Origin of the sequence: Paraburkholderia sp. HD33-4, assembly GCF_021390635.1 — a bacterium.
Lineage (GTDB): Bacteria > Pseudomonadota > Gammaproteobacteria > Burkholderiales > Burkholderiaceae > Paraburkholderia.
Window position 1 is genome coordinate 2,977,561 of sequence record NZ_JAJEJS010000001.1, and the last position, 24,754, is coordinate 3,002,314.

At 67.5% G+C, this 24,754-nt stretch carries 13 protein-coding genes; 2 read left to right on the plus strand and 11 right to left on the minus strand.

From position 1 onward, the window contains the following. Window positions 1-9: 9 nt before the first annotated feature. The 3 genes from L0U84_RS13125 to bcsB are packed head-to-tail and all read right to left on the minus strand — an operon-like array spanning window position 10 to window position 7,682. Window positions 10-3,972, minus strand: a complete 3,963-nt coding sequence (locus L0U84_RS13125; RefSeq protein WP_233850394.1) for a cellulose synthase subunit BcsC-related outer membrane protein — start codon at window positions 3,970-3,972, stop codon at window positions 10-12. Then, window positions 3,951-5,291, minus strand: a complete 1,341-nt coding sequence (gene bcsZ, locus L0U84_RS13130; protein ID WP_233850396.1) for a cellulose synthase complex periplasmic endoglucanase BcsZ — start codon at window positions 5,289-5,291, stop codon at window positions 3,951-3,953. The genes L0U84_RS13125 and bcsZ overlap by 22 nt, the downstream gene beginning before the upstream one ends. 3 nt (window positions 5,292-5,294) lie before the next feature. Beyond that, window positions 5,295-7,682: a cellulose biosynthesis cyclic di-GMP-binding regulatory protein BcsB gene (gene bcsB / locus L0U84_RS13135; protein WP_233850398.1), complete on the minus strand. Its 2,388-nt coding sequence runs from the start codon at window positions 7,680-7,682 to the stop codon at window positions 5,295-5,297. Between the two features lie 395 nt (window positions 7,683-8,077). Between bcsB and L0U84_RS13140 the strand changes: the two genes are divergently transcribed. Further along, the gene (locus tag L0U84_RS13140; RefSeq protein ID WP_233850400.1) at window positions 8,078-8,539 is read left to right on the plus strand and encodes a diacylglycerol kinase; all 462 of its coding nucleotides are present in this window, start codon (window positions 8,078-8,080) and stop codon (window positions 8,537-8,539) included. A gap of 264 nt (window positions 8,540-8,803) precedes the next feature. Further along, window positions 8,804-8,965 carry a DUF1328 domain-containing protein gene (locus L0U84_RS13145; RefSeq protein ID WP_013089029.1) on the plus strand — a complete coding sequence of 54 codons (162 nt, stop codon included), beginning with the start codon at window positions 8,804-8,806 and terminating at the stop codon, window positions 8,963-8,965. Between the two features lie 209 nt (window positions 8,966-9,174). Here L0U84_RS13145 and L0U84_RS13150 read toward each other — a convergent pair whose 3' ends face one another. From L0U84_RS13150 to L0U84_RS13185, 8 genes are all read right to left on the minus strand, one after another. Then, window positions 9,175-9,804 carry a GNAT family N-acetyltransferase gene (locus L0U84_RS13150; RefSeq protein WP_233850401.1) on the minus strand — a complete coding sequence of 210 codons (630 nt, stop codon included), beginning with the start codon at window positions 9,802-9,804 and terminating at the stop codon, window positions 9,175-9,177. A gap of 99 nt (window positions 9,805-9,903) precedes the next feature. Continuing rightward, window positions 9,904-10,455 (minus strand): dTDP-4-dehydrorhamnose 3,5-epimerase, encoded by a 552-nt coding sequence (gene rfbC, locus L0U84_RS13155; protein WP_233850402.1) that lies wholly within the window; start codon window positions 10,453-10,455, stop codon window positions 9,904-9,906. Between the two features lie 116 nt (window positions 10,456-10,571). Next, on the minus strand, window positions 10,572-11,564 hold the full coding sequence (locus tag L0U84_RS13160; protein ID WP_129956565.1) for a GlxA family transcriptional regulator: 993 nt from the start codon (window positions 11,562-11,564) through the stop codon (window positions 10,572-10,574). Between the two features lie 814 nt (window positions 11,565-12,378). Beyond that, the gene (gene uvrA, locus L0U84_RS13165) at window positions 12,379-18,327 is read right to left on the minus strand and encodes an excinuclease ABC subunit UvrA (protein ID WP_233850404.1); all 5,949 of its coding nucleotides are present in this window, start codon (window positions 18,325-18,327) and stop codon (window positions 12,379-12,381) included. A gap of 219 nt (window positions 18,328-18,546) precedes the next feature. After that, window positions 18,547-20,064, minus strand: a complete 1,518-nt coding sequence (locus tag L0U84_RS13170; protein WP_233850406.1) for an amino acid racemase — start codon at window positions 20,062-20,064, stop codon at window positions 18,547-18,549. Window positions 20,065-20,232: 168 nt separating this feature from the next. Further along, complete coding sequence (locus L0U84_RS13175; RefSeq protein ID WP_233850408.1) at window positions 20,233-21,585, minus strand: MFS transporter; 1,353 nt, start codon at window positions 21,583-21,585, stop codon at window positions 20,233-20,235. A 96-nt stretch (window positions 21,586-21,681) separates the two neighbouring features. Continuing rightward, window positions 21,682-22,941: a CaiB/BaiF CoA transferase family protein gene (locus tag L0U84_RS13180; RefSeq protein ID WP_233850409.1), complete on the minus strand. Its 1,260-nt coding sequence runs from the start codon at window positions 22,939-22,941 to the stop codon at window positions 21,682-21,684. After that, window positions 22,938-24,704, minus strand: coding sequence for an acyl-CoA dehydrogenase family protein (locus L0U84_RS13185; protein WP_233850410.1), 1,767 nt, complete (start codon window positions 24,702-24,704; stop codon window positions 22,938-22,940). The genes L0U84_RS13180 and L0U84_RS13185 overlap by 4 nt, the downstream gene beginning before the upstream one ends. Window positions 24,705-24,754: the final 50 nt, after the last annotated feature.

Consider the following 24,754-nt stretch of genomic DNA (forward strand, 5'->3'; position numbering starts at 1 on the left):
CATCGCCGTTCAATAGCTCGAATAAAGCCGTACCGGCTGCGGCGACAGACGGTTGTCCTGCTTGCGCGCATCGAACGTGTAGCGCAGATAGACGAGCGCGGCGCTCGGTGCGTAGTCGTGCGAACGGTCGATGCTCAACTGCGCGCCCAGCACCAGATGCGGATCGAAGCGATACTCGACGATGCCCGCGAGTCCGTACGAAAACGCGACGCCGCGTGTCGAGCTGCCCGCGTTGACGAGACTGTCGAGCCCCGGCGCCGCGCCGAGCCCGGCGGGCAGACCGTTCGGGTAGTACGGCGAACTCCTCTCGTACGAGTTCGACACGCCGACGGTCGCGCTCAGATCCCACTTCAGCGCGCCGCTGCGCCCCAGCCATTCGACCGGCACGCCGAGCGACAGATAGCGCTGCGGACTGTAATAGCCACCCTGCCCGAACGAATAGAAGCGCAGGTTGTTCGTGTAGTGCCACGCATTGCCGACGAGGCCGGTGCTCACCAGCGAATTCGCGCGCCGGTACACCGGCATCGTGAAGCCGGTGCGCAGCGTCAGTTCCTGATTGCCGGCGACGTTGCGCCCGCTCAGCTCGCCCGCGCCGAGATCGGCGAACAGGTTCGCCGCGCCGAGATCGAATGACGAATGCAGGTCGATGCCGTCGCGTCGCACACCGCCCCACACCGTGCCGGTCACCGGATCGTGCATGCCCGCATAAGACAGCTGACTGCCCGTTTCCGGACGGCGCGAGCCGCTCAGCGAAAAGCTCGCCGGTCCCGCATCGAACCGATAGCGCACGCCGCCGACGAGGTAAGACACGGGGAAACCGAGCGGCGTCGTGCCGAAGTCGAAGCGCCACGCGTCGGATGTGTAGCCCGCTCCGAGCGCGACGCCGGTGGCCGTCTGATGCAGATAAGGCAGGCTCGCGGCCAGCGTGGCGAGTTGCTGTGGCGTAAAGCCGAGCGACGTCCCCAGTTTGTCGGCCGCGCCGAAGGTACCGAAGGTATCGCGCGTGAACGCATTGGCGTCGCTGACGTCGAGCGTGCCCGCGTCGAGACGCACGGTGTCGATGTGCGCGAAGAAATGGCCGTCGTAGCGATACGGCATCTGCACGTATACCGGCACCTGCCACGCGCGCAGTTGCGAAATGCCCGCGTCGCCTGACTTATACGCGGGCAGCCAGCCGGTCTCGATCGACGGATTGCGGCGCTGCTCGAGATCGTCGAGCGCGGCTCGCGCGGGCGTGCCATCGGGTCCCGCGCTCACCCCCGCGGAGCGTTCCTGCGCAAGCGACAAACGGTACAGCGAAGCGGCATCCTCGTACTGCCCGAGGTCTTCGGCGATGCGGCCGCTTTGCACCGTCACGTCGGGCCGCGTCGGATACGCGACGCGCAGCGCCGCCGTGATCTGCTGTGCGTCGCCCGCCTCGTTCAACGCGGCGAGCCGGCGCGCGGCGGACAGGCGCGTGTCGATGTCGTCGGGCGCGGCGCCGTCGAGCACGTCGTGCACGACCCGCAGCGCGGCGCCGCGCTCGCCGCTCTGCTCCAGCACGCGCGCCAGCGCGAGTTGCGCGTCCGCATCGTTGGGCTGCGCGGCCAGCAGTGGCGCCAAGGTCGCCCGCGCGGCCGCGTAATCGCCCTGCACGCGCTGCAGATCGGCGAGTTCGAGCGCGTAGCGTTTGTCGCGCCGACCGGCCGCGCCGACCGCCGCGAGTCGCTGCCGGGCCGCTTCGTAGTCTCCATGATCGATCGCGTCGTCGGTTTGCCGTAACGCCACGCGCAGCGCCTGATCCTCGAGGCGTGCGCGTTGCGCGGCGTCCAGCTTCAACTGCGGATCGTCACGCAACTGCTCAAGCCACAGGGACAGTTCCGCGTCGCGTCGCGCGCTGCCGAGCAGGTCGCCATAACGCAGCCGCACGTCCGCGTCGGCCTCGTGCGGATGCGCATCGATCCAGTCGCGCAGCAACGCGAGTCCGCGTCCGGCGTCGCCCGCATCGATCCACTGCGCGGCGACCGACGCGAGCAGATTCGGATCGTCGCCGGCCAAAACACGCGCCTCGTCGACGAGGCGCACCGCGTTGGCGCGATCGTCGCGTGCGAATGCGGCGCGCGCGTCGGCGAGCCTTCGTTGCGTTTGCAGATTGCGATCGAGCGCGCGCATCCCATCGGTGCGGTCTTGCTCCGGGATCAGCGCGAGCACCGCTTGCGCGCCGCTCAGGTCGTCGAGCGAATTGCGGTAGAGCGCGCTCGCGTAGCGCATCTCGGGCGACGGCGCGTGCGCGAGACCTTCGTCCATCACGTTGCGGCCGAGTTGCGGCAGACCCAGATCGCGGTACAAACGCGCGAGCGCGAAACGCGTCCACGGTGCGTCGGGCTCGGCGCGCAAGGCCGCTTCATAGCGCTGCGCGGCAGGACCGCGCTCGCCGTCGGCGAGCAACCGGTCGGCCTGTCCGCCGAGCAGATCGGCGCGCAGACGAGCGATGCTCTGGCGATCGTCCGCGGCGGTAAAGCGGCTTTGCAAAGCGTCGATCAACGGCTCGACCTGCGCCGCCCGGCCGGTGTTTTCGTAAAGCGTCTGCGTGCTGCGCAGCGCCGCCACGCTCGGCGCATGGCCGTTCAGCATGTCGCGCAGCAGCGGTTCGGCCGCGCTCCAGTCGTGCTGCGCGAGCAGTGCGTCGGCGAGCATCAGCTTCGCGTCGGCGTTGTCCGGCTCCATCGCGAGCGCCGCGCGCGCCGCCCGCTCCGCATCCTGCGCGTGGCCCGTCGCGGCGGCCGCGCGGCCTTGCGCGAGCGTTCCCCAGAATTGCGCGGTGCGCGCGAGGCTCTGCCATTTGGCGCGATTGTCGGGCGAGAGCGCGGCCGCGCGCAGAAACAGCGTGCGTGCTTCGTCGTGCCGCCCGGCCCGCATGCGCGCGACACCGAGTCCGCCGACTGCGTCGGCATCGTCGGGACGCGCGCTCGCCGCGCGCGCGAGCAGCGGCTCGGCGGCCGCGAGATCGTTGCGTGCAAGCGCCTGCAGACCGCGCTGCTGTGCGATGTAGTCGGGGTTGCGTTCGAGTTGGCGTTGCGCGTCGAGCCGCGCTTCGAGCGTGGCAACGCGCTCGCGGAACTCGGTGTCGTCCGGCACGAGTTGCAGATACGCGCGCAACGCCGGCAGATACGCGAGGTCCACGCCCGCCGATTGCAGCACGTGACGCCACGTATCGAGCGAGGCCGTGCGATCGGAGTCGGGCCGCGTCGCCAGATTCCACGCGATGCGGTTAGCCTCCGCGCGCGTATCGCCGCGCGAGTTCAGCAGATTCGCCAGCACGAGCGCGGCATCGACGTCGGACGGATCGGCGGCGACCCGCCGATGCAGTGCGACGAGCGACTGCTCGCGACCCTCGGGTGTACCCGCGAGGATCTGGTAGTACTCGGCGCCGAGCGAGCCCGACGGCGCGCCATGCGGAAACAGCAGTTGCAAACGCCGCGCCGCTTCGGCGGATTGGCCGCTACGCGCGAGCAGACGCACGGTCGCGAATTCTTCGCGGCCGTTGGTGGCGACGCGGTATTCGTCGTCGAGCTGCTGGATCACAGCGCTGTCGGGCGCTTTGGCGCGCAAGCGCGCAAGCGTCGTCTGCGCGGCTTGCGCATGGCCGAGACGCAATTCGATGCGCACCTGCTCGGCAAGCAAGGCCGGATCGCCGGGCGCGGCTAGCAGCGCCTTGTCGATCGCCTGCAACGCGAGGTCGTCGCGATGTTTGGTCGACCACATGCGCGCGGTCGCGAGCAGCCGTTGCGCAGCGGCGTTTTGTGGCAGCGCCATGGCCGGAGAAGCAGCGGGCGCCGCCAGCGTGCCAGCGACTGCCGTGCGCGCGGCCGTCGGACGCGCCGCTTCGGATTCCCTGGTGTTGCCCAATGCGTGTCCCGTCATCGCCGCGGCGGCCGCGCACGCGAGCACGCCAAGGCGCGCCGCGCGCGTCACTGCGGCGCCGCGCGGCACGACGTGCTCCACTGCGGATCGAGGGTGCCGTCGGCCGCGAAACGGTAGCGGCCTTCGCGCCAGCCGAGCGCGAACAGGCTCAGCACGCTCGTGTAATAGCCGGCGGCCGTCTCGCGATCGAGCGCCGCGACGCGCGCGATCTGCGCGTCGGCGAGCGCGCGTTGGCCACGCGCATCGAGAAACGGCGCCGCCGCCGCCGAGAAACCCGCGTTGCCCATGTTGATGTCGGCACGGCCGTTCGTCGCGTCGACTTTCTCCGGCGGCGCGCCGTGCGCCGCGATGAAGCTCGCGAACGGTGCGAAGCGCGCGAGCAGGGTCGGCGCGAGCGGATCGCGCCGGTCGAGCATGCCGGCCCACAGATACACCCGAATCGCGTTATAGGCGCTCTCGGCGTGGGTCTGCGCGTCGGGCGCGAAGCCGCGGTTCGCGCGGTACAACGCCCAGTCCGGCGCGAAGCCATGCGGCGCGGTATCGATCAGGATGCGGCTTGCGCTCGCGAGCAGGCGCGGCCAGCGCGGATCGTCGGGCAGCCGCGTGGCGAGACCGCGCAGCACTTGCGGCGGCGTATAGCTCGGGTTGACCCGCCACACGTCCGCTTCCGGATGAAAGCCCACCGGGCCCGGCAGCAAGGTCAGGCCGAGCCCCGGCGCGTTGGCCGTTTCCTCGTCGAGCACGCGCCGGGCGAGCACCGCGCCGCGCGCCGTATAGCTGCGCTCGCGCCACGCGTCGCCCGCTTCGAGCAGCGCATAGGCGATCCACAGATCGGCATCCGACGACGCATTCGCGTCGAGCACCGCCCAGTTGCCGTCGTATGAGCGGCCCCACAGCCACGCCGGCAGCCGCGCGGTCAGATCGCCTTGCGCGAGATGCTGCTCGGTCCAATGCAGGATCGTGTCGAAGGCCGCGCGGTCGTCGGCGACCAGCGCGAAAAACAGTGCATACGATTGCCCCTCCGACACCGTGCGCTCGTCGGGTGAGCCGACATCGATCACGCGGCCATCGGCGGACAGGAAATCGCGCTTGAATTGCTGCCAGCGCGGCCAGGGCGTCGCGGTGCAAGCGGCGACGTCGGCGCGGTTGGGCTCCGGCGCTTGCGTGGCGAACGCGTCGTGACTGCCGGCGAGCGTCAGCATCGTGGCGAGTACCGCGGCCGGCACGCTTGCGGCTAGCACGCTCGCCGCTGTTCGCACGCGCCCGCTCGCAAGCTTCGCGCGCAGGCCTGCTCCACTTGCGGCGCTCAGCCCCTCGCGCGTAGCGATTCGCACGCCCACCCCGCCGCGCGCTCCGCACCGCGGCGCCCCGCCCTTCGTCTGACTCATCGATCAGACTCCCCGGCGCCGCGCGGCCAGTTCCTGCAACGCCGTGAACGCGCCAATCGCGAGAGCCAGGCCGGCGAGCGCGCCGAGCACGCCGAGCAGCACTGGATGCTGGATCGCCTTACTCCACAACCGCGCATACCAGGGCACGTAACCGACCAGATAGGTGTCGCCGACGCGCATGCTGTCGACCTTGCCATCGCGCAGCAGCGCGACGTCGCCCTGCAATTGCGCGACGCGGTCGGGCTTTTCGAGCATGTCGAGCAGGTGCGACAACTGCTGTTGATCGGTGGCGCTCAGCGCGACGACGCTGCGTCCGTGGCTGCCCGGCAGTTCGAAGCCCATCAGCGCGGCGAGCGGTCCGTCGCGTTCGATGCGCGCGCCGCCGTCCGACCGATGCGCGTCGTTGCGCCGGGCGCCGCCGCGCCACTGCTCGTCGACTGCGAACGAGGCGCGCGCGAGCGGGCTCGGCGCGGCGGCGCCCGAAGCATCCGCGTCGCCCGACTGGGCGCCGATCGTCAGCGGCAATGCATGCGGCCAGCGGGCGAGCCACGGCGCCGAGCCGTTGCCGCCGATCACGAGCAGATCCTTGCCACTCAGCTGCGCGAGCTCGCGCGGCCGCGCAACCTGCACGCGCAGCGCCGGATAGCCGGTCCACTGCCCCATGTGACCGAGCATGGTCAGCAGGCTTTCGAGCTCCTGCGGCGCGGGATGCTCGGGAATCACGACGGCCGTCTGCGACAGGTCCGCGTAGCGCGTGAACGGAAAGCCGCTGTTCGCGAAGAACGCGAGGTTCGGCATCTGCGCGAAGTGGACGAAGTCCGAGAAGTCGATCGTCGAATCGGGATCGACCGCGGCCTGCACCGGGTTCGTCGCGACGCCCTGGCATAGCCCGGTTTTCTGCGAATCGAGATTGAAGCGCAGCTGCAACTGGTTCGAGCTGCCGACGCGGAATGCCGGAATGTCGAGCGCGCTCGTCGAACGGTTGGCGCTGTTCGACAGCACCGGCAGTTGCAGGCGGCCCTGCGCGTCGTCGGCGCTCGCGAGCGCGAGCCGGTACGACTTGACCAGCTGCTCGTTGATCTGCACCGCGAGCGCCGAATTGTTCTGTACGGTCGGCGCCGTGTAGCGGTATTTCAGATTCAGCGGCACACCCGCGCCGTTCCATGAGTACAGATCGGCGGGCACGCGCAGGTTCAGGCGGATCGCGTCGGGCGTGCTGCCGCGCACCTGCAGTTGCGACGGATCGTCGATCAGCTCCTTGAACGCGACCGGCCGGTCGACCGGCAGCCAGCGCGGCGCGTCGTACGGCTTGCGCGGCGCGCCGGCGGCGAGCTGCGTGATACGCACCGCGGGACCCGCGAGCGCGGTCGTGCCGAGCACGAGCGCGGTGCTCGCTTCGTCGACTTCGGCGGCGCTGCGGCCGGTCACGATCAGCAGCTTGCGGTTGGGCGCGACGGGATTGTCGGCGACGATCAGCATCGGGCCATTGATCGGCGGCAGCGTGAGGCCGGCGGGCAATTGCTCGCTGCGCGCGACGACGACCGCGTGCGAGTCGGTGGGCAAAGTCGACAGCGCCGGAAAGCGCGCCTGCCGGTAATCGGCCTGCGCGCCGAACCACGAAGCGAGCACGCCCGCGCTGCGCAGCGTCGCGTTGTCGGCGGCGGCCGGCAGCACGAACGGCAGACGCAACCGCGACGCATCGCGGTGATCGAAGAACGGCGCGGGCAGCAGCGCGAGATCGTCGGGCAAACGGATCGGCGCGGTATCGACGATGAATTCGCTCGACGGACTCACGTCGGCCCACAGCGCCGAGTTCTCGGGGTCTTCGCAATGCTCGAGGGTGTAATGCGCGATCAGGCGCAGACCGATCTGGTTGTAGTCGGTCAGAAACCGCGGATCGAGCGCGATGTCCTGCGTGACGAGCTTGCCGGCGTGCTCGCGGTCGAACGGCACGGTCGCGACGACTTCGTTGTTGACCGACACTTTCAGATGTGACATCGCAAACACGAGCGACGGCGAATACGTGTAGCGCAAGCGCAGGCGCGCGGCCGTGACCACACGATCGAGCCGCACGCCGAGATTGACGGTGCGTGCGTCTTCGACACCGCGCAGCGTCAGCGGCTGATACGCGCCTAGCGTCGCGAACGAAACGCGCGACGTGCTGGAGCCGGATGCGGGCGTTGGGATGCTGGCGTCGTGCTCGACGTAGTTGGCGTTGGCGTTGGCGCTGGCATTGCCGTTAGCGGCAATCGTGCTAACGATGGTCGGCGCGGCCGGCCCATTCGCCGCCGCGACGGCGACAGGCATCGACGGCGCGGCTCCCGACCCAGCCGCGTATAGCGCGACGACGACGGCGGTCAGCGAAAGGCACAACGACACAACTGGTTTCATGAACAGCTCAGCTTGTTGGACCTCGACCGTGCGCGCCCGAGCGCGCCGATGACGGTGCGAATCCGGTCTGCCGCGCGAGCGCGCGAAGTGGGAAAACGGACTGCCGGGCGCACGTCGCAGCAGTGACAGGCGGCGGCGCACCATTCCTCGTATACGGAAAATCCGGCGAAACCTTGAGCGGAACGAGCGACGGGGATGGCCAGCACATGAGCGCAAGCGGCAGCAGCCCTAACCGGTTATGCGTTCTGTTTGTTTTTCCGAAGCCGGTCGGTCAGGCGAGAAGGTGCCAGGCGCCTGCCGCTGTTGGGCGGCGCCAAGATATCACAATTTGCAACGTTATTGACATCTTGTAACATTTACGGTCATTTGCTGCACTTCAAAAGCCATCCCGAACCATGCAAGAACCGGCCGACTCCTCCGCGTCCCCCTGCACCGCGCATTCCCCCGCGCATTCCCCCGCTCACTCCATCGCATCGTCCACGAAGCGCAGCGGCCCGCTGCGCGGGTTGTTCGCGTTGCGGCATTCGTACGCTGGCGTCGTCGCGACATTGCGCGCGGAAAGTGCGTTCCGTCAGGAAGCCGCGCTCGCGGCGATCCTCGTGCCGGTCGCGTTCGCGATACCGGTCGACCCCATCGCGCGCGTGCTGCTGATCGGATCGGTGCTGCTCGTGCTGCTGGTGGAGCTACTGAATTCGGCGATCGAGGCCACCATCGACCGGATCTCGTTCGAACGGCACGAATTGTCGAAACGCGCAAAAGACTGCGGCAGCGCGGCCGTGACAATCGCGCTGCTCATCTGTGTGCTGAGCTGGGGTGTGCTGTGCGGGCCGCTTGCGTATCACTGGCTGCGCGGGTGAGGCACGACGCGTTCTACCGTTCTGCGTAGTCCCTGCCATGGTTGGCGTGTTGCGGGTCCATTGACGCGGGTGCAAACGTTGGTGCGGGCTTGACGGCCATTTCGCGCGCCGCGAAGCATCCCTGCCGCAAACGTTGGCGGCAATAAAACGATGGCACGTCTATTGCTGAATTCCGCTCGCCGGCATCTCACCCGCGAAGCCGCGTGACGTACGCAACGGGGCGCCGTTCAAGCGTCATTTCAACAATCCACCGGTGGAGGCACCATGCTTCGATACGCTGTGATTTTCTTCATCATCGCCATCATCGCCGCAGTGTTCGGCTTTGGAGGCATTGCCGCGGGCGCGACCGAAATCGCCAAGGTCTTGTTCTTCATCTTCCTGGTGATCTTCCTCGTCACCCTGCTGATGGGCGTGATCCGACGCTGACGGCTGCACACAGCGTTCGGAGAATGCACGCCTCGCCCGATGCGAACCGGCGGCGCCGCGGTGGTGCCACGTCGCGGTTTGCGTCGCCGTTATCGCCATTGCAATACTTGCCGCAGCATATTGCAATTGTTGCCGACGCATCGGGCGCTTCACTTCTCATCCTGCTCCGCTACTTTTCTTCGCATGCCGCAAACCGCGGCGGCATCGCCTCAGGCCGCACGCGCAATCGGCGGCGTCGCGTGTAGACGGCGCGACCAGTTCGCGAGCGCGCGCATCGCAATCGGCGGCTTGCTCAGAATCGCGCTGTCGTAGCGCTTGCCCGCGAAGCGCATGAAATCGACGATACGAAACCCCTGCCCGCGATAGAACGCGATCTGCCGCGCGGCCGGTTGCGGCGTATCGAGCGCAAGTTGCGCATAGCCGCGCGTCGCGGCCCAGTGTTCGGCGAACGCGATCAGCAACGTGCCGATGCCGCGCGCCTGCCACGCCGGATCGACCGCGAACTGCCGCAAGCTCGCGACATCGCCGTGCCGGTACAGCTCGCACGATGATTCGTCATCCGAAGCATAAAGCGTCATCGTGCCGACGATCTGTCCTTCGCATACCGCGACATGGCAGTCGCCGCGCAGCGCGCGTTCGCGGGTCGTCCCGATGGTCTGATCGACGCACGTGCAATTGAGCCCCTGCGCGCCGAGCGGTGCGAACGCGCGATGCAGCAGCGCCGTCAACGCGACGAACGAATCGCGCGACGCGTCGAAGCGTCTGAGTTCGACGTGGCCGGCGCCACGATACACATAGCGGACTGGAACGGATTGCGGACGGCTTGTGCGACGCTTCACGTTGAGCACCTCGTGCTGACTGGATGCCCGAAGTGTAGGGACGGCCCGTGAGCGTCTCAAGAAAAAATGTCGTAAAAACTCGGGCCGCTCACCGGTCGTTCAAGAGATGTTTTCCGCTTCGTACAGGCGTCGACCGGCCGCGTCCTTGCTGCCGAGGATCGGCTGAAAGTCGATCGGCCACTCGATGCCGATGTCGGGATCGGACCACAGCAGGCAGCGCTCGAGTTCGGGAAACCAGTACTCGGTGGTCTTCCACACGCACTCGGCGACATCGGACAGCACGACGAAGCCGTGCGCGAAACCGGGCGGCACCCAGATCTGCCGCTGGTTGGCTTCGCCCAGATACTCGCCGCACCATTTGCCGAAGCTCGGTGAGTTCAGACGCACGTCGACCACGACGTCGAAGATCTCGCCGCGCACGACGCGCAGCAGCCGTCCCTGCGGACGCTGCACCTGGTAGTGCAAGCCGCGCAGCACGCCATGCACGGCGCGCAGATGGCGATCCTGGACGAAGTTGAAACCTTGCGCGACGTCGTCCGCAAACTCGTCCGCGCTGAAACTCTCGAAGCAGAAGCCGAACTCATCGACGAACACTTCCGGCTCGATGAGTTTCACCTCCGGCAATGCCGTCGCCATGACCCTGTTGCCCATCGCCACTGTGCTCGTAAAAAGGCTGGCCATTGAAGATACGGCCGCTCTCGCGACCGCGTCCGACAGACGAGGCGCGCCCGCGACGCGGGCGCACTATCGCATGCTAAAGCGACATCCTACGCCTCAGTGGCCGCCCTGCTACGGGCGCGATACTCGGTTGGTGACAATGCCATGCGTTTGCGGAAGATTTTCGCGAGACGATCGCCGTTGCCGGTGCCGCTGCGACGCGCGATCTTGTCGACCGGCAATTCGGTCTCGGTCAGGAAGTTGCAAGCGATGCGCAGCCGCACCTGCAGCAGGTAGTCCGACGGCGTGACCTGCATCTCGTGCTTGAAGCGGCGCAGGAAATTGCGCTCGCTCATTGCGGCGACCTGCGCGGCATCGGCGACCGATACTGGACGGTCGCAGTTCGCCTCCATCCAGCGCGCGGCCGCGCGAATCTTTTCGGCGACGCTCAGCGTGCCGCCCTCCGCCGGCAGCGGCACCCACGTCGCGGCCATGCCGGGCATCACGCGATCGGCGACGCTGCGCGCAAGCTCGGCGCCCAGGTCGCGCTTGATGAACATCAGCGCGCTGCGGGCGCAGTCGTGACGGTCGTTGGCCGCGCTGAACGCGCCTTCGCTCGCGCTCGCACCCGGATAGCGGCTCATCAGGCCGTCATGCTCGGTCGGGCCGGCCGCTTCGAGCACGAGGCGTCCCTCGCCGATCGTTTCGATCGCGCGTGTGCGCGATTGCACCGCGCGCAGCCAGTTCAGCAGACGTTCGTCGCGCGCGGCCACATGGGCGCCATAGCCGCCGGCGATGAACAGCACGTCGAAACCACCGCCAAAGCGCGTATCGATGCGGTCGGTCCAGATGCGCGCCGACGACGAACTGGCGACATTGCCGCCGTCCATCGACAGGAACTGCACGTCGTAGGGCGGATCTTCCCCGTCGCGCGTGCCCGCGAACTCATTGGCGGTCTGGAACATTTCGACGACGGTACCCGGGCCGAGCAGCCAGAATCCATCGAACAGCAGAATGCCGATTCGCCGCGCTGCAGTACGGACGTTCAAGGCGGGCGTGTGCAGCCACGTAATTCTCGTTGTATCAAGGTGCATGTGCGGCATGATCTATCCCCAAACGGTCATACGTTGCGGACCCCGATTTGCCCCGTCATCAGACGAAACAAGAGAATGCACTTATTACGGCGGAAAAAGAGACTAACGCCGCATAAAGGATTAATCGTGATGTTAGCGGAATGGACCGCTATAGTAAATTTGAAAAGCAAATTTCATCACGACGGCCCTTGTCTGAGGAAAAGTTGTTATTGAGCGATTGATATGAGCGCTCGACAAGTCAAACAACTATGCCAGGCCGCGTGGAGAGCTTATCGACATCTTACCGCAAAGCCTTGATGGACGGCACTCTCGCGCATTCCGGCAAAGTTACCGATAATGCGAAGCGTTTGATTCCGCGTTACCGAGTACGTTTCTTGCCCGGTTCAAAAATGTTTCAATTATGAACTGCTTATCGCCCCGTTAATACCAGTGCCATTCGGTATTTTATTCGCAAAGCGTAAATTTATCGCCCGTGGCATTAGGCATTTCGGCGGCATTCGTTCCGAACCTCAAATTAATATATAAATGCAGATTTATTGCGGGTTCTGAAAATGTTTCGATATTGAAACATCGCCGGATCTTTTCGTATGATTTAAAGACTCGCCTGCGCCGCTTTGGTCGAACCCGGGGTGATTGGATGCAGTGCAGCAATCACGTCTGACGGACACGCCAGAAGGCGCGCGCGTCGCAACCTGCGAGGTTGCAACGGCAGATCCGAAGCGCGCGCCTGGAATGCGGGCAAACCGCTGGCTGGTGAGCGGAATCGCGGCGCGCCGCCGCGCCGCCGCTCGTCACCCGCTCGTCACCCGCTCGTCACCCTGCCTCAGCCATTCGTGCCTTCGCCGGCCAGCGTCGCCGTAGCCGCCGTGCGCGCGAGCACCGGCCGCAAGGCCGCGCCCGTATGGCTCGCGGCAACGCGCGACAGGCTTTCCGGATCCGTTGCCGCGACGATCGTACCGCCGCCCACGCCGCCCTCGGGACCGAGGTCGATGATCCAGTCCGCCTCGGCGATCACGTCGAGATCGTGCTCGATGACGACGACGCTATGCCCGCCATCCACGAGCCGATGCAGCACCCGAATCAGCTTCGCGACGTCCGCCATGTGCAGGCCGACCGTCGGCTCGTCGAGCACGTACAGCGTGTGCGGCGGCTTCTGGCCGCGCCGCGTGATGTCGTCGCGCACCTTGCTCAACTCGGTGACGAGCTTGATGCGCTGCGCCTCGCCGCCCGACAGCGTGGGCGACGGCTGGCCGAGCGTCAGATAGCCGAGCCCGACGTCCTTCATCAGTTGCAGCGGATGCCCGATGTTCGTGATCGACGCGAAGAACTCGACCGCCTCGTCGATTTCCATCGTCAGCACGTCGCCGATGTTCTTGCCGCGCCACGTGACCGCGAGCGTCTCCGGATTGAAGCGTTGACCGTGACAGACGTCGCACGGCACCTTTACATCGGGCAGGAAGCTCATGCCGATCGTGCGCACGCCCTGGCCCTCGCACGCCGGGCAGCGGCCCTCGCCGGTGTTGAACGAGAAACGCGACGCGGTATAGCCGCGCGCGCGCGCCTCCAGCGTGCCCGCGAACAGCTTGCGGATCGCATCCCACACGCCGATGTAGGTGGCGGGACACGAACGCGGCGTCTTGCCGATCGGCGTCTGATCGACTTCGAGCACGCGGTCGATGCTTTCCCAGCCGGTGACCGAGTCGCACCCCTGCCACGCGTGCGTGACGTTCAGCGGTGCGCGCGGCGCCGAGCGCGCGAGCACGCTCGAACGCCGGTTGGCGGCCGGCTTCTGCTCGGCGGCCGCACGCGCGCGCCGCGTGGCCGGCGACGACAGCACCGAGCGCCCGACCGCATCGAGCAGATTGGTCATCAGCACGTCGCGCGCGAGCGTCGACTTGCCGGAACCGCTGACGCCCGTTACCGCGACGAGCCGCGCGAGCGGAATGCCGACCGTCACGTCGCGCAGGTTGTGCAGCTTACCGCCGTGCACGGTCAGCCAGTTCTCCGGCGCCGCGGCCGCACGCTTGCCCGGCGCGACGACCTCGCGGCGCGGCTGCAGCGGATGCACGATCGGCTGCGCGAGGAAACGCCCGGTCAGCGAATTAGGCTGCGCGGACAGGTCCGCGACACTGCCCTGCGCGATCAGCGTACCGCCGCGCTTGCCCGCGCCCGGCCCGATATCGATGATGTGATCGGCGCGCCGGATCGTGTCCTCGTCATGCTCGACGACGACGAGCGTATTGCCCTTGTCGCCGAGCTTGCGCAGCGCGTTCAGCAGGATCTGATTGTCGCGCGGATGCAGGCCGATGGTCGGCTCGTCGAGCACGTAGCACACGCCCTGCAGGTTGCTGCCGAGCTGAGCGGCGAGCCGGATGCGCTGCGCTTCGCCGCCCGACAGACTCGGCGCCGCGCGATCGAGGCTCAGATAGCCGAGCCCGACTTCTTCGAGGAACTGCAGCCGGCTGCCGATTTCGCTGACCACGTCGCGCGCGATTTCGGCGTCGCGGCCCGTCATGCGCAGCGTATCGATCCACGCGCGCGTGCCGGACACGGTCCATTGCGCGACATCGACGATCGCCTGCGAGTCGAACGTGACCGCGCGCGCGACCGGATTCAGACGCGTGCCCGCGCAATCCGGACACGGCTCGTCGACGAGCCCTTCCGGTTCCTGTTCCTCCGACGGCAAGCTCTGTTCGCGGCCGCGATTGTCGTCGACGACGATCGTGTCGTCGTACGCGGCGCGCTGCTCGCGCGTGAGCGACAGCCCCGTGCCGACGCAGCTCGTGCACCAGCCATGCTTGCTGTTGTACGAGAACATGCGCGGGTCGAGCTCGGGGTAGCTGGTGCCGCACACCGGACACGCGCGCTTGGTCGACAGCACCTTGACGTCGCCGAGCTTCGCGGTGGACCGACCGCCGTTGATCGCGTCGTGCAGACCGTCGAGCGGCGCGAGCAGATGCATGATGCCCTTGCCGATGTCGAGCGTCTGATCGAGCGCTTCACGCAGCTCGGCTTCATGATCGGCCGAGATGACGAGGTCGGCGACCGGCAGTTCGATCGTGTGCTCGCGAAAGCGGTCGAGCTTTGGCCACGGATCGACCGGCACGAACTCGCCGTCCACACGCAGATGCGTATTGCCGCGCGCTTTCGCCCATTTCGCGAGGTCCGTATAGACGCCCTTGCGGTTCACGACGAGCGGCGCGAGGAAGCCGACATGCTGGCCCTTGTGATCGCGCAGCAACTGCGCCGCAATCGATTCGGCGCTTTGCGCCGTGACCGGCGTGCCGTCGTGAATGCAGTGCTGCAAGCCGAGCTTCACGTACAGGAGACGCAGGAAGTGCCACACCTCCGAGGTCGTCGCGACGGTACTCTTGCGGCCGCCGCGCGACAGTCGCTGCTCGATCGCGACGGTCGGCGGAATGCCGTACACCGCGTCGACTTCGGGCCGTCCGGCCGGCTGCACGATCGAGCGCGCGTACGCGTTCAACGATTCGAGGTAGCGCCGCTGACCTTCGTGGAACAGGATGTCGAACGCGAGCGTCGATTTGCCCGAGCCCGACACGCCGGTGATCACGCTGAACTTGCCGTGCGGAATATCGACGTCGAGCGCCTTCAGGTTGTGCTCGCGCGCGTTGACGATGCGCACGACGTCCTCGCCCTCGATCGCGCGACGGGCGCGGGCCGCGCTCAGGGCTTTTTGCAGCGGGATGCCCTGGGGCTCCGCTTCGGCCGCGCTGTCCATCGCGCGGTCGTATTGCAGCAACGCCTCGCCGGTATGCGACTCGGCGCACGCTTTCACTTCGTCCGGCGTGCCGGCGCACAACACGCGGCCACCGCCGTCGCCGCCTTCGGGACCGAGGTCGATGATCCAGTCGGCTGCGCGGATCACGTCGAGATTGTGCTCGATCACGATCAGCGAATGACCGCCCGCAAGCAGCTTGCCGAACGCCTGCATCAGCTTCGCGATATCGTCGAAATGCAGACCCGTGGTCGGTTCGTCGAACATGAACAGACGCTTCGCGACCACCTGCTTCGCGCCACGCGTGCTGCGCGCCTGCGCCGATTCCGCGAGAAAGCCCGCGAGCTTGAGCCGCTGCGCCTCGCCGCCCGACAGCGTGGGCACCGGCTGGCCGAGCTTCACGTATTCGAGCCCGACGTCGACGATCGGCTGCAGCACGCGCAATACTTCGGCGTCCCTGGCAAAGTACGCGGCGGCTTCGCTGACGGTCAGTTCGAGCACGTCGGCGATGCTCAACGCGCGCGCGGGCTCGCCACGCTCGATCTTCACCTCGAGGATTTCCGCGCGATAACGACGCCCGTCGCAATCGGGGCAGCGCAGGTACACGTCGGAGAGGAACTGCATTTCGATGTGCTCGAAGCCCGAGCCGCCACAGGTCGGGCAGCGGCCGTCGCCCGAGTTGAAGCTGAACATGCCGGCGCTATAGCCGCGCTGTTTCGCGAGCGGCGCCTTCGCGAACAGCTTGCGGATTTCGTCGAACGCGCCGACATAGCTGGCCGGATTCGAGCGCGCGGTCTTGCCGATCGGCGACTGGTCGACGAACACGACGTCGGTGACCTGGTCCGCGCCCTTCAGCGCCTTGAACGCACCCGGCGCTTCGGTGGCGAGGCCGAAGTGGCGCGCCATGGCCGGATACAGCACGTCCTGCAGCAGCGTCGACTTGCCCGATCCCGACACACCGGTCACGCAGACGAGCCGCTGCAATGGAATTTCCACCGTGACGTCGCGCAGATTGTGCTCGCTCGCGCCTTCCAGCACGATGCGCGGCGTGCTCGCGTCGACCGCGCGACGCGACCAGTGCGCGGCATCCGCGACGTGACGCCGGCCGCCGAGGTATTCGCCGGTCAGCGTGCCAGTGGAACGGATCGCTTCGGGCGCGCCGTCGAAAATGATCGAGCCGCCGCGCTCGCCCGGTCCCGGCCCCATGTCGATCAGCCGGTCCGCCGCGAGCATCACCGACGGATCGTGCTCGACCACGACCAGCGTATTGCCCGCGTCGCGCAGCCGGTGCATGGCCTCGACAATGCGGTTCAGGTCGCGCGGATGCAGGCCGATGCTCGGCTCGTCGAGCACGAACAGCGTCTTGGTCAGCGACGTGCCGAGCGCGGTGGTCAGGTTGATACGCTGCACCTCGCCGCCCGACAGCGTGCGGCTTTGCCTGTCGAGTGTCAGATAGCCGAGACCGACGTCGCAGAGATACTTGAGGCGCGTGCGCACCTCGGCGAGCAGCAGCTTCAGCGCGTCGTCGAGCAACGTGCTCGGCAGCGTGATGTCGTCGAAGAAACGGCGGATGCGCTCGATCGGCATCAGCATCAGGTCGTGCACGGTCAGGCCCGGCAACGTTTCGAGCTGCGCGCGCGACCACTGCACGCCGCGCGGCATGAAGCGTTGCGCCGGCGCGAGCACTTCGTTCGCGTTGGCCTTGCTGCCGAGGCGCCACAGCAGCGATTCGGTTTTCAGACGCGCACCGCCGCAGGTTTCGCATGGCGTGTAGCTGCGGTACTTCGACAGCAGCACGCGGATATGCATCTTGTACGCCTTCGACTCGAGATAGTCGAAGAAGCGTTTGACGCCGTACCAGTGCGTCTGCCACTTGCCGTTCCAGTCCGGCGAGCCGTTGATGACCCAGTCGCGTTCGCGCTCGCTCAGCTCGCCCCAAGGCGTGTCGCGGCGGATGTCGGCTTTGGCCGCGTAGCGCATCAGATCGTCCTGGCACTCCTTCCACGCGGGCGTCTGCATCGGCTTGACCGCGCCTTCGCGCAGCGTCTTGCGGGCGTCCGGAATCACCAGACCGAGATCGACGCCGATCACGCGGCCGAAGCCGCGGCAAGCGTCGCACGCGCCATAGGCCGAGTTGAACGAGAACAGCGCGGGCTGCGGATCGGCATAGCGCAGATCGCTTTCGGGGCTGTGCAGGCCGGTGGAGAAGCGCCAGATGCGCGGCTCGGCGGCTTCGCCCTGTGGTTCGTCCGAGGTAGCCGGCAGCACGTAAATATTGACGCGCCCACCGCCGCGCTTCAGCGATGCTTCGATCGCCTCGATCGCGCGCGCTTTATCGACCGAGCGCAGCCGGAAGCGGTCGGCGACGACGTCGAGCAGCTTGCGCTTGCCGGTGGGTGAATCGACTTCGCGCTGCGCCTGCACGCGCGTATAGCCGCTTGCCGACAGCCACTGCTCGACCTCCTGCTCGGACGCCGACTCCGGCAGCTCGACCGGGAACGTGACGACGAGCCGCGGCTCCTCCTGCACGGTGCGCTCGAGCAGTTCCGCGTAGATCGTCTCCGGGGTGTCGTGCCGCACCGGATGCGCGGTCTGGCGGTCGAACAGCTCGGCCGCGCGCGCGTACAGCAGCTTCAGGTGGTCGTTGAGCTCGGTCATCGTGCCGACCGTGGAGCGCGAGCTGCGCACCGGATTGGTCTGGTCGATCGCGATGGCGGGCGGTACGCCGTCGACGCGGTCGACCTGCGGCCGATCCATCCGGTCGAGGAACTGGCGCGCGTACGCACTGAAGGTTTCGACGTAGCGGCGCTGGCCTTCCGCATACAGCGTGTCGAACACGAGGCTCGACTTGCCCGAGCCCGACGGCCCGGTGACGACCGTCATTTCGCCGGTGCGCACGTCGAGGTCGACGTTTTTCAGGTTGTGCTGGCGGGCGCCGCGAATGCGGATCGTGCCGTGGATCTTGTTGCTGCTCGGGTTGCCGCCGTGGGGGGTGTCAGCGAGGGTGTCAGGGGTTGCGTCGTTGGAGGACAATTTTTCCGACCGTCTGAAGGAGTGGGTCACCTCTCACGGCCGGCTCTCGCGACCGCGCAAGTTCGGTGCAGCCGGGTCGGCGCGGAGGCGCCCGGAAGCCTGGCTGTAGGGGGATACTATACTGTATGTTTATACAGTTTTCCATGACCGGCGCGGGCGCGCCTCGGGTCTGGATCGACGGGGATGCGCAAATCGCCGCGCCGCGGCCACGAAGCCCGACTAGCCGAGCGCGCTTTCCATCGGCGACGGGCACCCTGCCGCCGCCAGCATTGCCGGGCTCGCCTGCGTGTCGCGCGCGGCACCGTCGCCGAGCGCATGCGCGACGCAGCGCCTCGCCAGCACGTCGGTCGGATCGACGAGCCGCACCATCCGCCCGCCCTGACACGCGAGCACCGGCTCGCGCAACAGCAACGGCAGTTCGGTGCACGCGAGCACGATGACCTGCACGCCCTGCGCGACCAGATCGTCGACGGCCGCCGCGAGGTCGTCGCAGCATTGGCCCGACGTATGACCGGCCTTCGCGCCCTGCGGCCCGTAGATCGCGTTCATCAGACGCGCCTGCGCGGCCGCGCGCGGCGCGATCTGCACGAAGCCGCACGCGTCGAGCGCCTGTTCGTAGACGCGGCTCGCGAGCGTGCCCGAGGTGGCCAGCACGCCCACTTCGCGCAGATCCGGAAAGGTCTCGCGCAGATAGCCGGCGGTGCAACTGAGCATATTGACGATCGGCACGCGCAGCGCCGGCTGGAGCCGTTCGACGAACGCATGCGCGGTATTGCACGGAATCGCGATCAGATCGGCGCCGCCCTCCTCGAGCGTCTTGCAGGCCGCGTACAGCGCGAGCGTCGGGTCGTCGCCGCGCTCGAGCAGCGCCGCGGTGCGATCGGGGATCTGCGGGTTTTGCTCGACCATGATCCGGAGATGGTCCTGGTCGCGCGCGGCCGGCGTGTTGCGCACGACCTTGGCGAGGAAATCGACGGTCGCGGCCGGCCCAATGCCGCCGACCACGCCGAGCCGGAACGCCCGCTCCGGCTGCGTGTACTGCGCCTGCGCGACGTAGCCCGCGTACACCTGGTTCGTATCGACGAGCGGCACCTCGATGCGCCCGAGCGCGCGCAGCACGAGGCCGATCTCCGCCAGCCCCGGCACGATCACGTCGACGCCCTGCGCGACCAGGTCCGCGCACGCCGCGCGCAGCAACTCCAGGGGACGCTCGTGCAGGCGGCCATCGCGAATGCCCTCGTCACCAAACACGGCGCTCGTCACACCGTCGACACCGGTGTCGTCGCGCGGATGGCACACGTCGAACCGACTGGCTTCGAAGTAACGCTCGAACAGGCCGTTCGCGCGAATCGCCGCCGACGTCAGCACGCCGATGCGCCGCGCCGACGGATACGTGCGCCGCACGTGCGCGGACAGCGCGGTCATGATGTTGGCGACCGGCACGCAGAGGTTTGCCGTGAGTTCGTCGATGAAGGTGTGGCTCAGAAAGCATGGCAGCACGATCGCATCGACACCGCGTTTTTCGAACGCGCGCATCGTGTCGAGCATGTGGATCTTGAACCGCGCGTCCGTCGGATCGGGCGCGGCGGGCCCCTGCCAGGCGCGCGGTTCGAGGATCAGGTCGAACGGGCACCCCGCGCCTGGCCGGCGCGACGCCGTGCTCATCCTGCTGAGGATGTCGGCGCTGGCGAACTGCGCCGCGCCAGCCGCCACACCCAGCGAACGAAATCGATTCATGATCGGATCCCCCGGTCGTTCTTTGCGTCCACCCTCGATCTCGGGTGGCTTTCTGCGCGCTTGAGAATGACATTATGCGAGGCGCAGATGTTCTGGGGTTAACCACGAAATAGCATTACCTTGCGTTTGCTCAGGCGCGAGGCCACGACGCGCCCGCGACGGCGGCGCTCAAACCGCCTCGGCCACCCCCGGCGCCAGATTGCGCTTGCGTCGCTCGAGCGTGCCGATGCAGACCAGCGACACCCCGGCGAGGCACGTATAGAACACCGCGAGCGGCCACCACGCGCCCGGATACTGATGCGCGAGCAAGGCGCCGATCAGCGGCGTCAGACCGCCGGCCAGCGCCGCGCACACCTGATACGACAGCGAAATCGCCGAATACCGGACCCGCACCGGGAACGCGGTCGACATGAACCCGGCCATCACCGCGTACGAACTCGACATGCACATCACCGCGAGCGCAATGCCGACGACGATCGCCACCGGCCGCCCGGTCGACACCAGCGCGAACATCGGATACGGCGACAGCATCGCGAGCGCGGCCGCGCCCTTCAGAAAACGTCCGGTGCCGATGCGCTGCGCGAACCAGCCGGAGCCGAGTTGCGTGAACAACTGGATGAACGCGACGACGAACAGGCAATCGAGAATCAGCGAACGGTCGAGGCCGAGCGTCTGGGTCGTGTAATTGAGCATGAACGTGTTGACGAACCACGCGCCCGCCACGCCGATCACGTTCGCGCCGAGGCACAGCAGCACGGTGCGCCACGCGTCGCGCAGCACTTCGGCGATCGGCAACGCGGCGACGCGGCGCTGCTCCTTCACCGCGCTGAATTCCGGCGACTCGCTGACGCCCGCGCGGATCACTAGACCGACCAGCAGCAGCACCGCGCTCGCAAGGAACGGCAGACGCCAACCCCAGGTGAGAAACACGTCTTTATCCATCGACGCGACCGCGCGAAACGCGAGCAGCGACAGGATCAACCCCGCCGGGCTGCCCAACTGAGCGAACGACGCGAAGAACGTGCGCTTGCCCTGCGGCGCGTGTTCGCTCGCCATCAGCACCGCGCCGCCCCACTCGCCGCCGATCGCGATACCTTGCGCGACGCGCAGCAGCACGAGCAGAACCGGCGCCATCACGCCGGCGCTCGCGTAGGTCGGCAGAAAGCCGATCCCGACCGTGCCGACACCCATGATGATCAGCGTCGCGACGAGCGCCTTCTTGCGGCCGATGCGATCGCCGAGGTGGCCGAACACGAGGCCGCCGAACGGCCGCGCGAAGAAGCCGACCGCGAACGTGCCGAACGACGCGAGCGTCGCGAAGAACGGATCGCTGCCGGGGAAGAACAGCTTGCCGAAGATCAGCGCGGACGCGGTGGCGTAGATGTAAAAGTCGTACCACTCGATCGTGGTGCCGACGAACGCGGCCGCGGCCGCGCGCGTCGGTTGCCGCGCGTGGTGAACGTGATGGGCGTGATGGGCGTGATGGGCGTGCTGGGCGTGGTCGTCTGGCTCGCGATGCATGTCTGTGTCTCCTGTCCGCGGCAACGGGATTGCCGGGTCCTGCTGATGAATGGCGCGGCTTCTGCGTGCCGTCGCCGGAAAGAACGCGGCAAGGCGTCAGGTTTTGAGCGCGTGCGCTTCGGCTTCGGCTTCGGCACCGGGCACCGCCGACTTCAGCACGCCCGCTTCGAACAGACGCCGCTGCGTGTCGCCATCGATACCGAGCGCGTCGAGCACCTCGCGCGTGTCGGCGCCGAGCGTCGGCGGCGCGCTGCGGTAGGTGGCCGGCGTGCGCGACAGCTTGATCGGCGACGCGGTGCCGCGGTACTCGTCCATCTCGACCACCAGGCCGCGATGCAGCGTGTGCGGATGCCGCGCGACGACGTCGACGGTCTGCACCGGTCCGCACGGCACGCCGAGGTGGATCAGCTGCTGCGCGAGCGGCTCGCAATCGTGCTGCACGAGCAGACTCTCGAGCGCCGCTTTCAGCGGCTCGCGATGCGCGCAGCGGCTGCGGTTGTCGGCGAAACGCGGATCGCCGGCGAGTTCGGGGGCGCCCAGATGCGCGCACAGTTTGGCGAACTGCCGGTCGTTCCCCACCGCCAGAAAAATCGGCGCGCTCGCCGTGCGGTAGCTGTCGTACGGCGTGATGTTCGGATGCGCGTTGCCGGTACGCTGCGGCGTGCGGCCCGAGCCGAAGTAGTTCGGCAGATGCGGATGCAGCAGCGACACGCCGCAGTCGTACAGCGCGATATCGATCGACTGGCCGCGCCCGCTCTTCGCGCGCTCGGCGAGCGCGAGCAGGATGCCGGCGAGCGCGTTCAGACCCGTGACCATATCGACGACCGGCAGGCCGACGCGCGTCGCGGACCCGTCGTGCTCGCCGTTCACGCTCATCAGGCCGGTCATCGCCTGGATCGCCGCGTCATAGCCCGGCAGGCCGCCGAGCGGGCCGTCGGGGCCGAAGCCCGACACCGCGCAATGAATCAGCTTCGGGAAGCGCTCGCGCAGCACGCCTTCGTAGTCCATGCCCCAGCGCTTCAACGTGCCGGGCTTGAAGTTTTCGACCAGCACGTCGGCATCTTCGAGAAGCTTCCACAGAATCTCGCGGCCTTCGTCGCGCGACAGGTCGACCGCGATGCCCTGCTTGTTGCGATTCACGCCCGCGAAGTACCACGCGGTGTCGCCGTAGAACGGCGGGCCCCAGCCGCGCGTTTCGTCGCCGTCGGGCGGTTCGAGCTTGATCACCCGCGCGCCGTGATCGGCGAGTGCCTGGGTGCAGTACGGGCCGCCGAGCACGCGGCTCAGGTCGACCACCTTGATGCCTTGCAGCGCGCCGTCGCAACGCTGCTTGCCGTGATGCGCCGCGACCGTCATTGCGCACCTCCGGCCGGCAGCACGCGCAGCGCCTGATCGAGCGTGACCGGACGGTCGTTGACGAGCGCGTCGATCACTTCGACTTCACCTTCCGCGCCGCGCAGATCGAGCGGATCAGCAGGCAGCAGCTTGTGCCGCACGACCAGATGCGCGAGCGCGAGACGGCGGTAGTCGGGACCGAGTTGCGCGCCTTCGCACGCCATCAGCACGGCGGTGCTTGCGTTGTAGAGCGCCGAGCCGGCCTGGCGCACCCATTCGTCGCGGCCTGAATCGGCGACACCGGCGAGCGCGTCGCAGGCGCGTGTCAGCGTCCAGCGCAGCAGCGCGAGGCTTTCGGCGGGCAAGCCGGCCGCGCCGAGCAGATCCTGCAGATACGCGCGCAGCGGTTCGAGCGCGCCGTCGCGCTTCGCGGCGCGCGCGATGTCGAGCGCGACGATATTGCTCGTGCCTTCCCAGATCGAGCCGAGGTGCGCATCGCGCACCAGCCGCGCGTCGCTCCACTCCTCGATGTAGCCGGTGCCGCCGCGGACTTCCATCGCGTCACCGGTCACCCGGCGCGCGTCGCGACACGCACGGAACTTGATCAGCGGCGTGAGGATGCGTACGCACTTCGCGGCCTGGCGATCGCCCGCATCGGCCTGTTGCAGCAGCAGCGCGATGCGCATGAACATCGAACGCGCCTGCTCGGTGGGCAGCATCATCTTCGTGAGCTGCCGCTGCATCAGCGGCATCGTGATCAGCTTGCGGCCGAACGCCTCGCGATGGCGCGCGATGTGCAGCGCCTCGGTCAGCGCGCGCCGCATCAGACCGGCCGCGCGCACGCCGTTCGACAACCGCGACATGTTGATCATGTCGGCCATCTGGTGGAAGCCGCGCCCCACTTCGCCGATCAGATACGCGAGCGCGCCTTCGAGCACGATCTCGCCACTCGCCATCGAACGGCTGCCGAGTTTGTCTTTCAGACGCACGATCCGGTAGCTGTTGCGCGAGCCGTCCGGCAGTGTCTTCGGCAGCAGGAACAGACCGAGGCCGTTGATGCCGTCGGGCGCGCCCTCGGGGCGCGCGAGCACCATCGCGAGATCGGCATCGGCGTTCGAGCAGAACCACTTGTCGCCATACAGACGCCACTGCTTTTCACCGTGCGCGTCGGCTTCGAGCGCGGCGCGCGTCGCGATGCGCGCGACATCGGAGCCCGCCGCCTGCTCGGTCATGAACATCGCGCCCTGGTACAGCGTGTCGAAATCGCGCGATGCGAGCATCGGCAGAAAGCGTGCGACCAGTTCCGGCGCGCCGAACTTGCGCAGCGTGCGCGTCAGTGAATCGGTCATGCTGACCGGGCAGCACAGGCCGAACTCGGCCTGCACGAACAGGAACGTCAGCGCGTATTTGACGAGCGGCGGCGAGGTCTGTTTGCCGTCGCGCGTGTCGTGGCTCATCGACGCGAGGCCAAGCTCGGCATAGGCGACGCGTTCGAGCGCGACGTAGTCGGGATGCTTGTCGATGCTTTGCAGCGCCTCGCCGCGCCGCGTGCGGTGGCGCAACGTGGGCGGGTTCTTGTCGGCCGAGAGCGCCCACAGATCGAGTTCGTCCGAGGCGCGCTGGCCGAGCGAGACGAACTGGCTTTCGAGTTCCTGGTAGAGCGTATCGCCCAGATGCAGCCTCAACAGGCGCGCGAGTTCGGGATCGCTGGAGAAGAAGTTGATGCCGCGGCTATCGGGGATGTTGGACGAGCCGTGGGCCGGCTCGGCGATGATTTCGCTCATGCTTGTCTCCTGTTGTGGAAAGCAGCATAGGAGCGGCTTCGATAATCGTC

Bases quoted from the DNA above. Each gene is read 5' to 3' on its own strand.
- bcsZ (WP_233850396.1), bottom strand. From the start codon at position 5,291: ATGAGTCAGACGAAGGGCGGGGCGCCGCGGTGCGGAGCGCGCGGCGGG.
- bcsB (WP_233850398.1), bottom strand. From the start codon at position 7,682: ATGAAACCAGTTGTGTCGTTGTGCCTTTCGCTGACCGCCGTCGTCGTC.
- L0U84_RS13140 (WP_233850400.1), top strand. From the start codon at position 8,078: ATGCAAGAACCGGCCGACTCCTCCGCGTCCCCCTGCACCGCGCATTCC.
- L0U84_RS13145 (WP_013089029.1), top strand. From the start codon at position 8,804: ATGCTTCGATACGCTGTGATTTTCTTCATCATCGCCATCATCGCCGCA.
- rfbC (WP_233850402.1), bottom strand. From the start codon at position 10,455: ATGGGCAACAGGGTCATGGCGACGGCATTGCCGGAGGTGAAACTCATC.
- L0U84_RS13160 (WP_129956565.1), bottom strand. From the start codon at position 11,564: ATGCCGCACATGCACCTTGATACAACGAGAATTACGTGGCTGCACACG.
- L0U84_RS13170 (WP_233850406.1), bottom strand. From the start codon at position 20,064: ATGAATCGATTTCGTTCGCTGGGTGTGGCGGCTGGCGCGGCGCAGTTC.
- L0U84_RS13175 (WP_233850408.1), bottom strand. From the start codon at position 21,585: ATGCATCGCGAGCCAGACGACCACGCCCAGCACGCCCATCACGCCCAT.
- L0U84_RS13180 (WP_233850409.1), bottom strand. From the start codon at position 22,941: ATGACGGTCGCGGCGCATCACGGCAAGCAGCGTTGCGACGGCGCGCTG.
- L0U84_RS13185 (WP_233850410.1), bottom strand. From the start codon at position 24,704: ATGAGCGAAATCATCGCCGAGCCGGCCCACGGCTCGTCCAACATCCCC.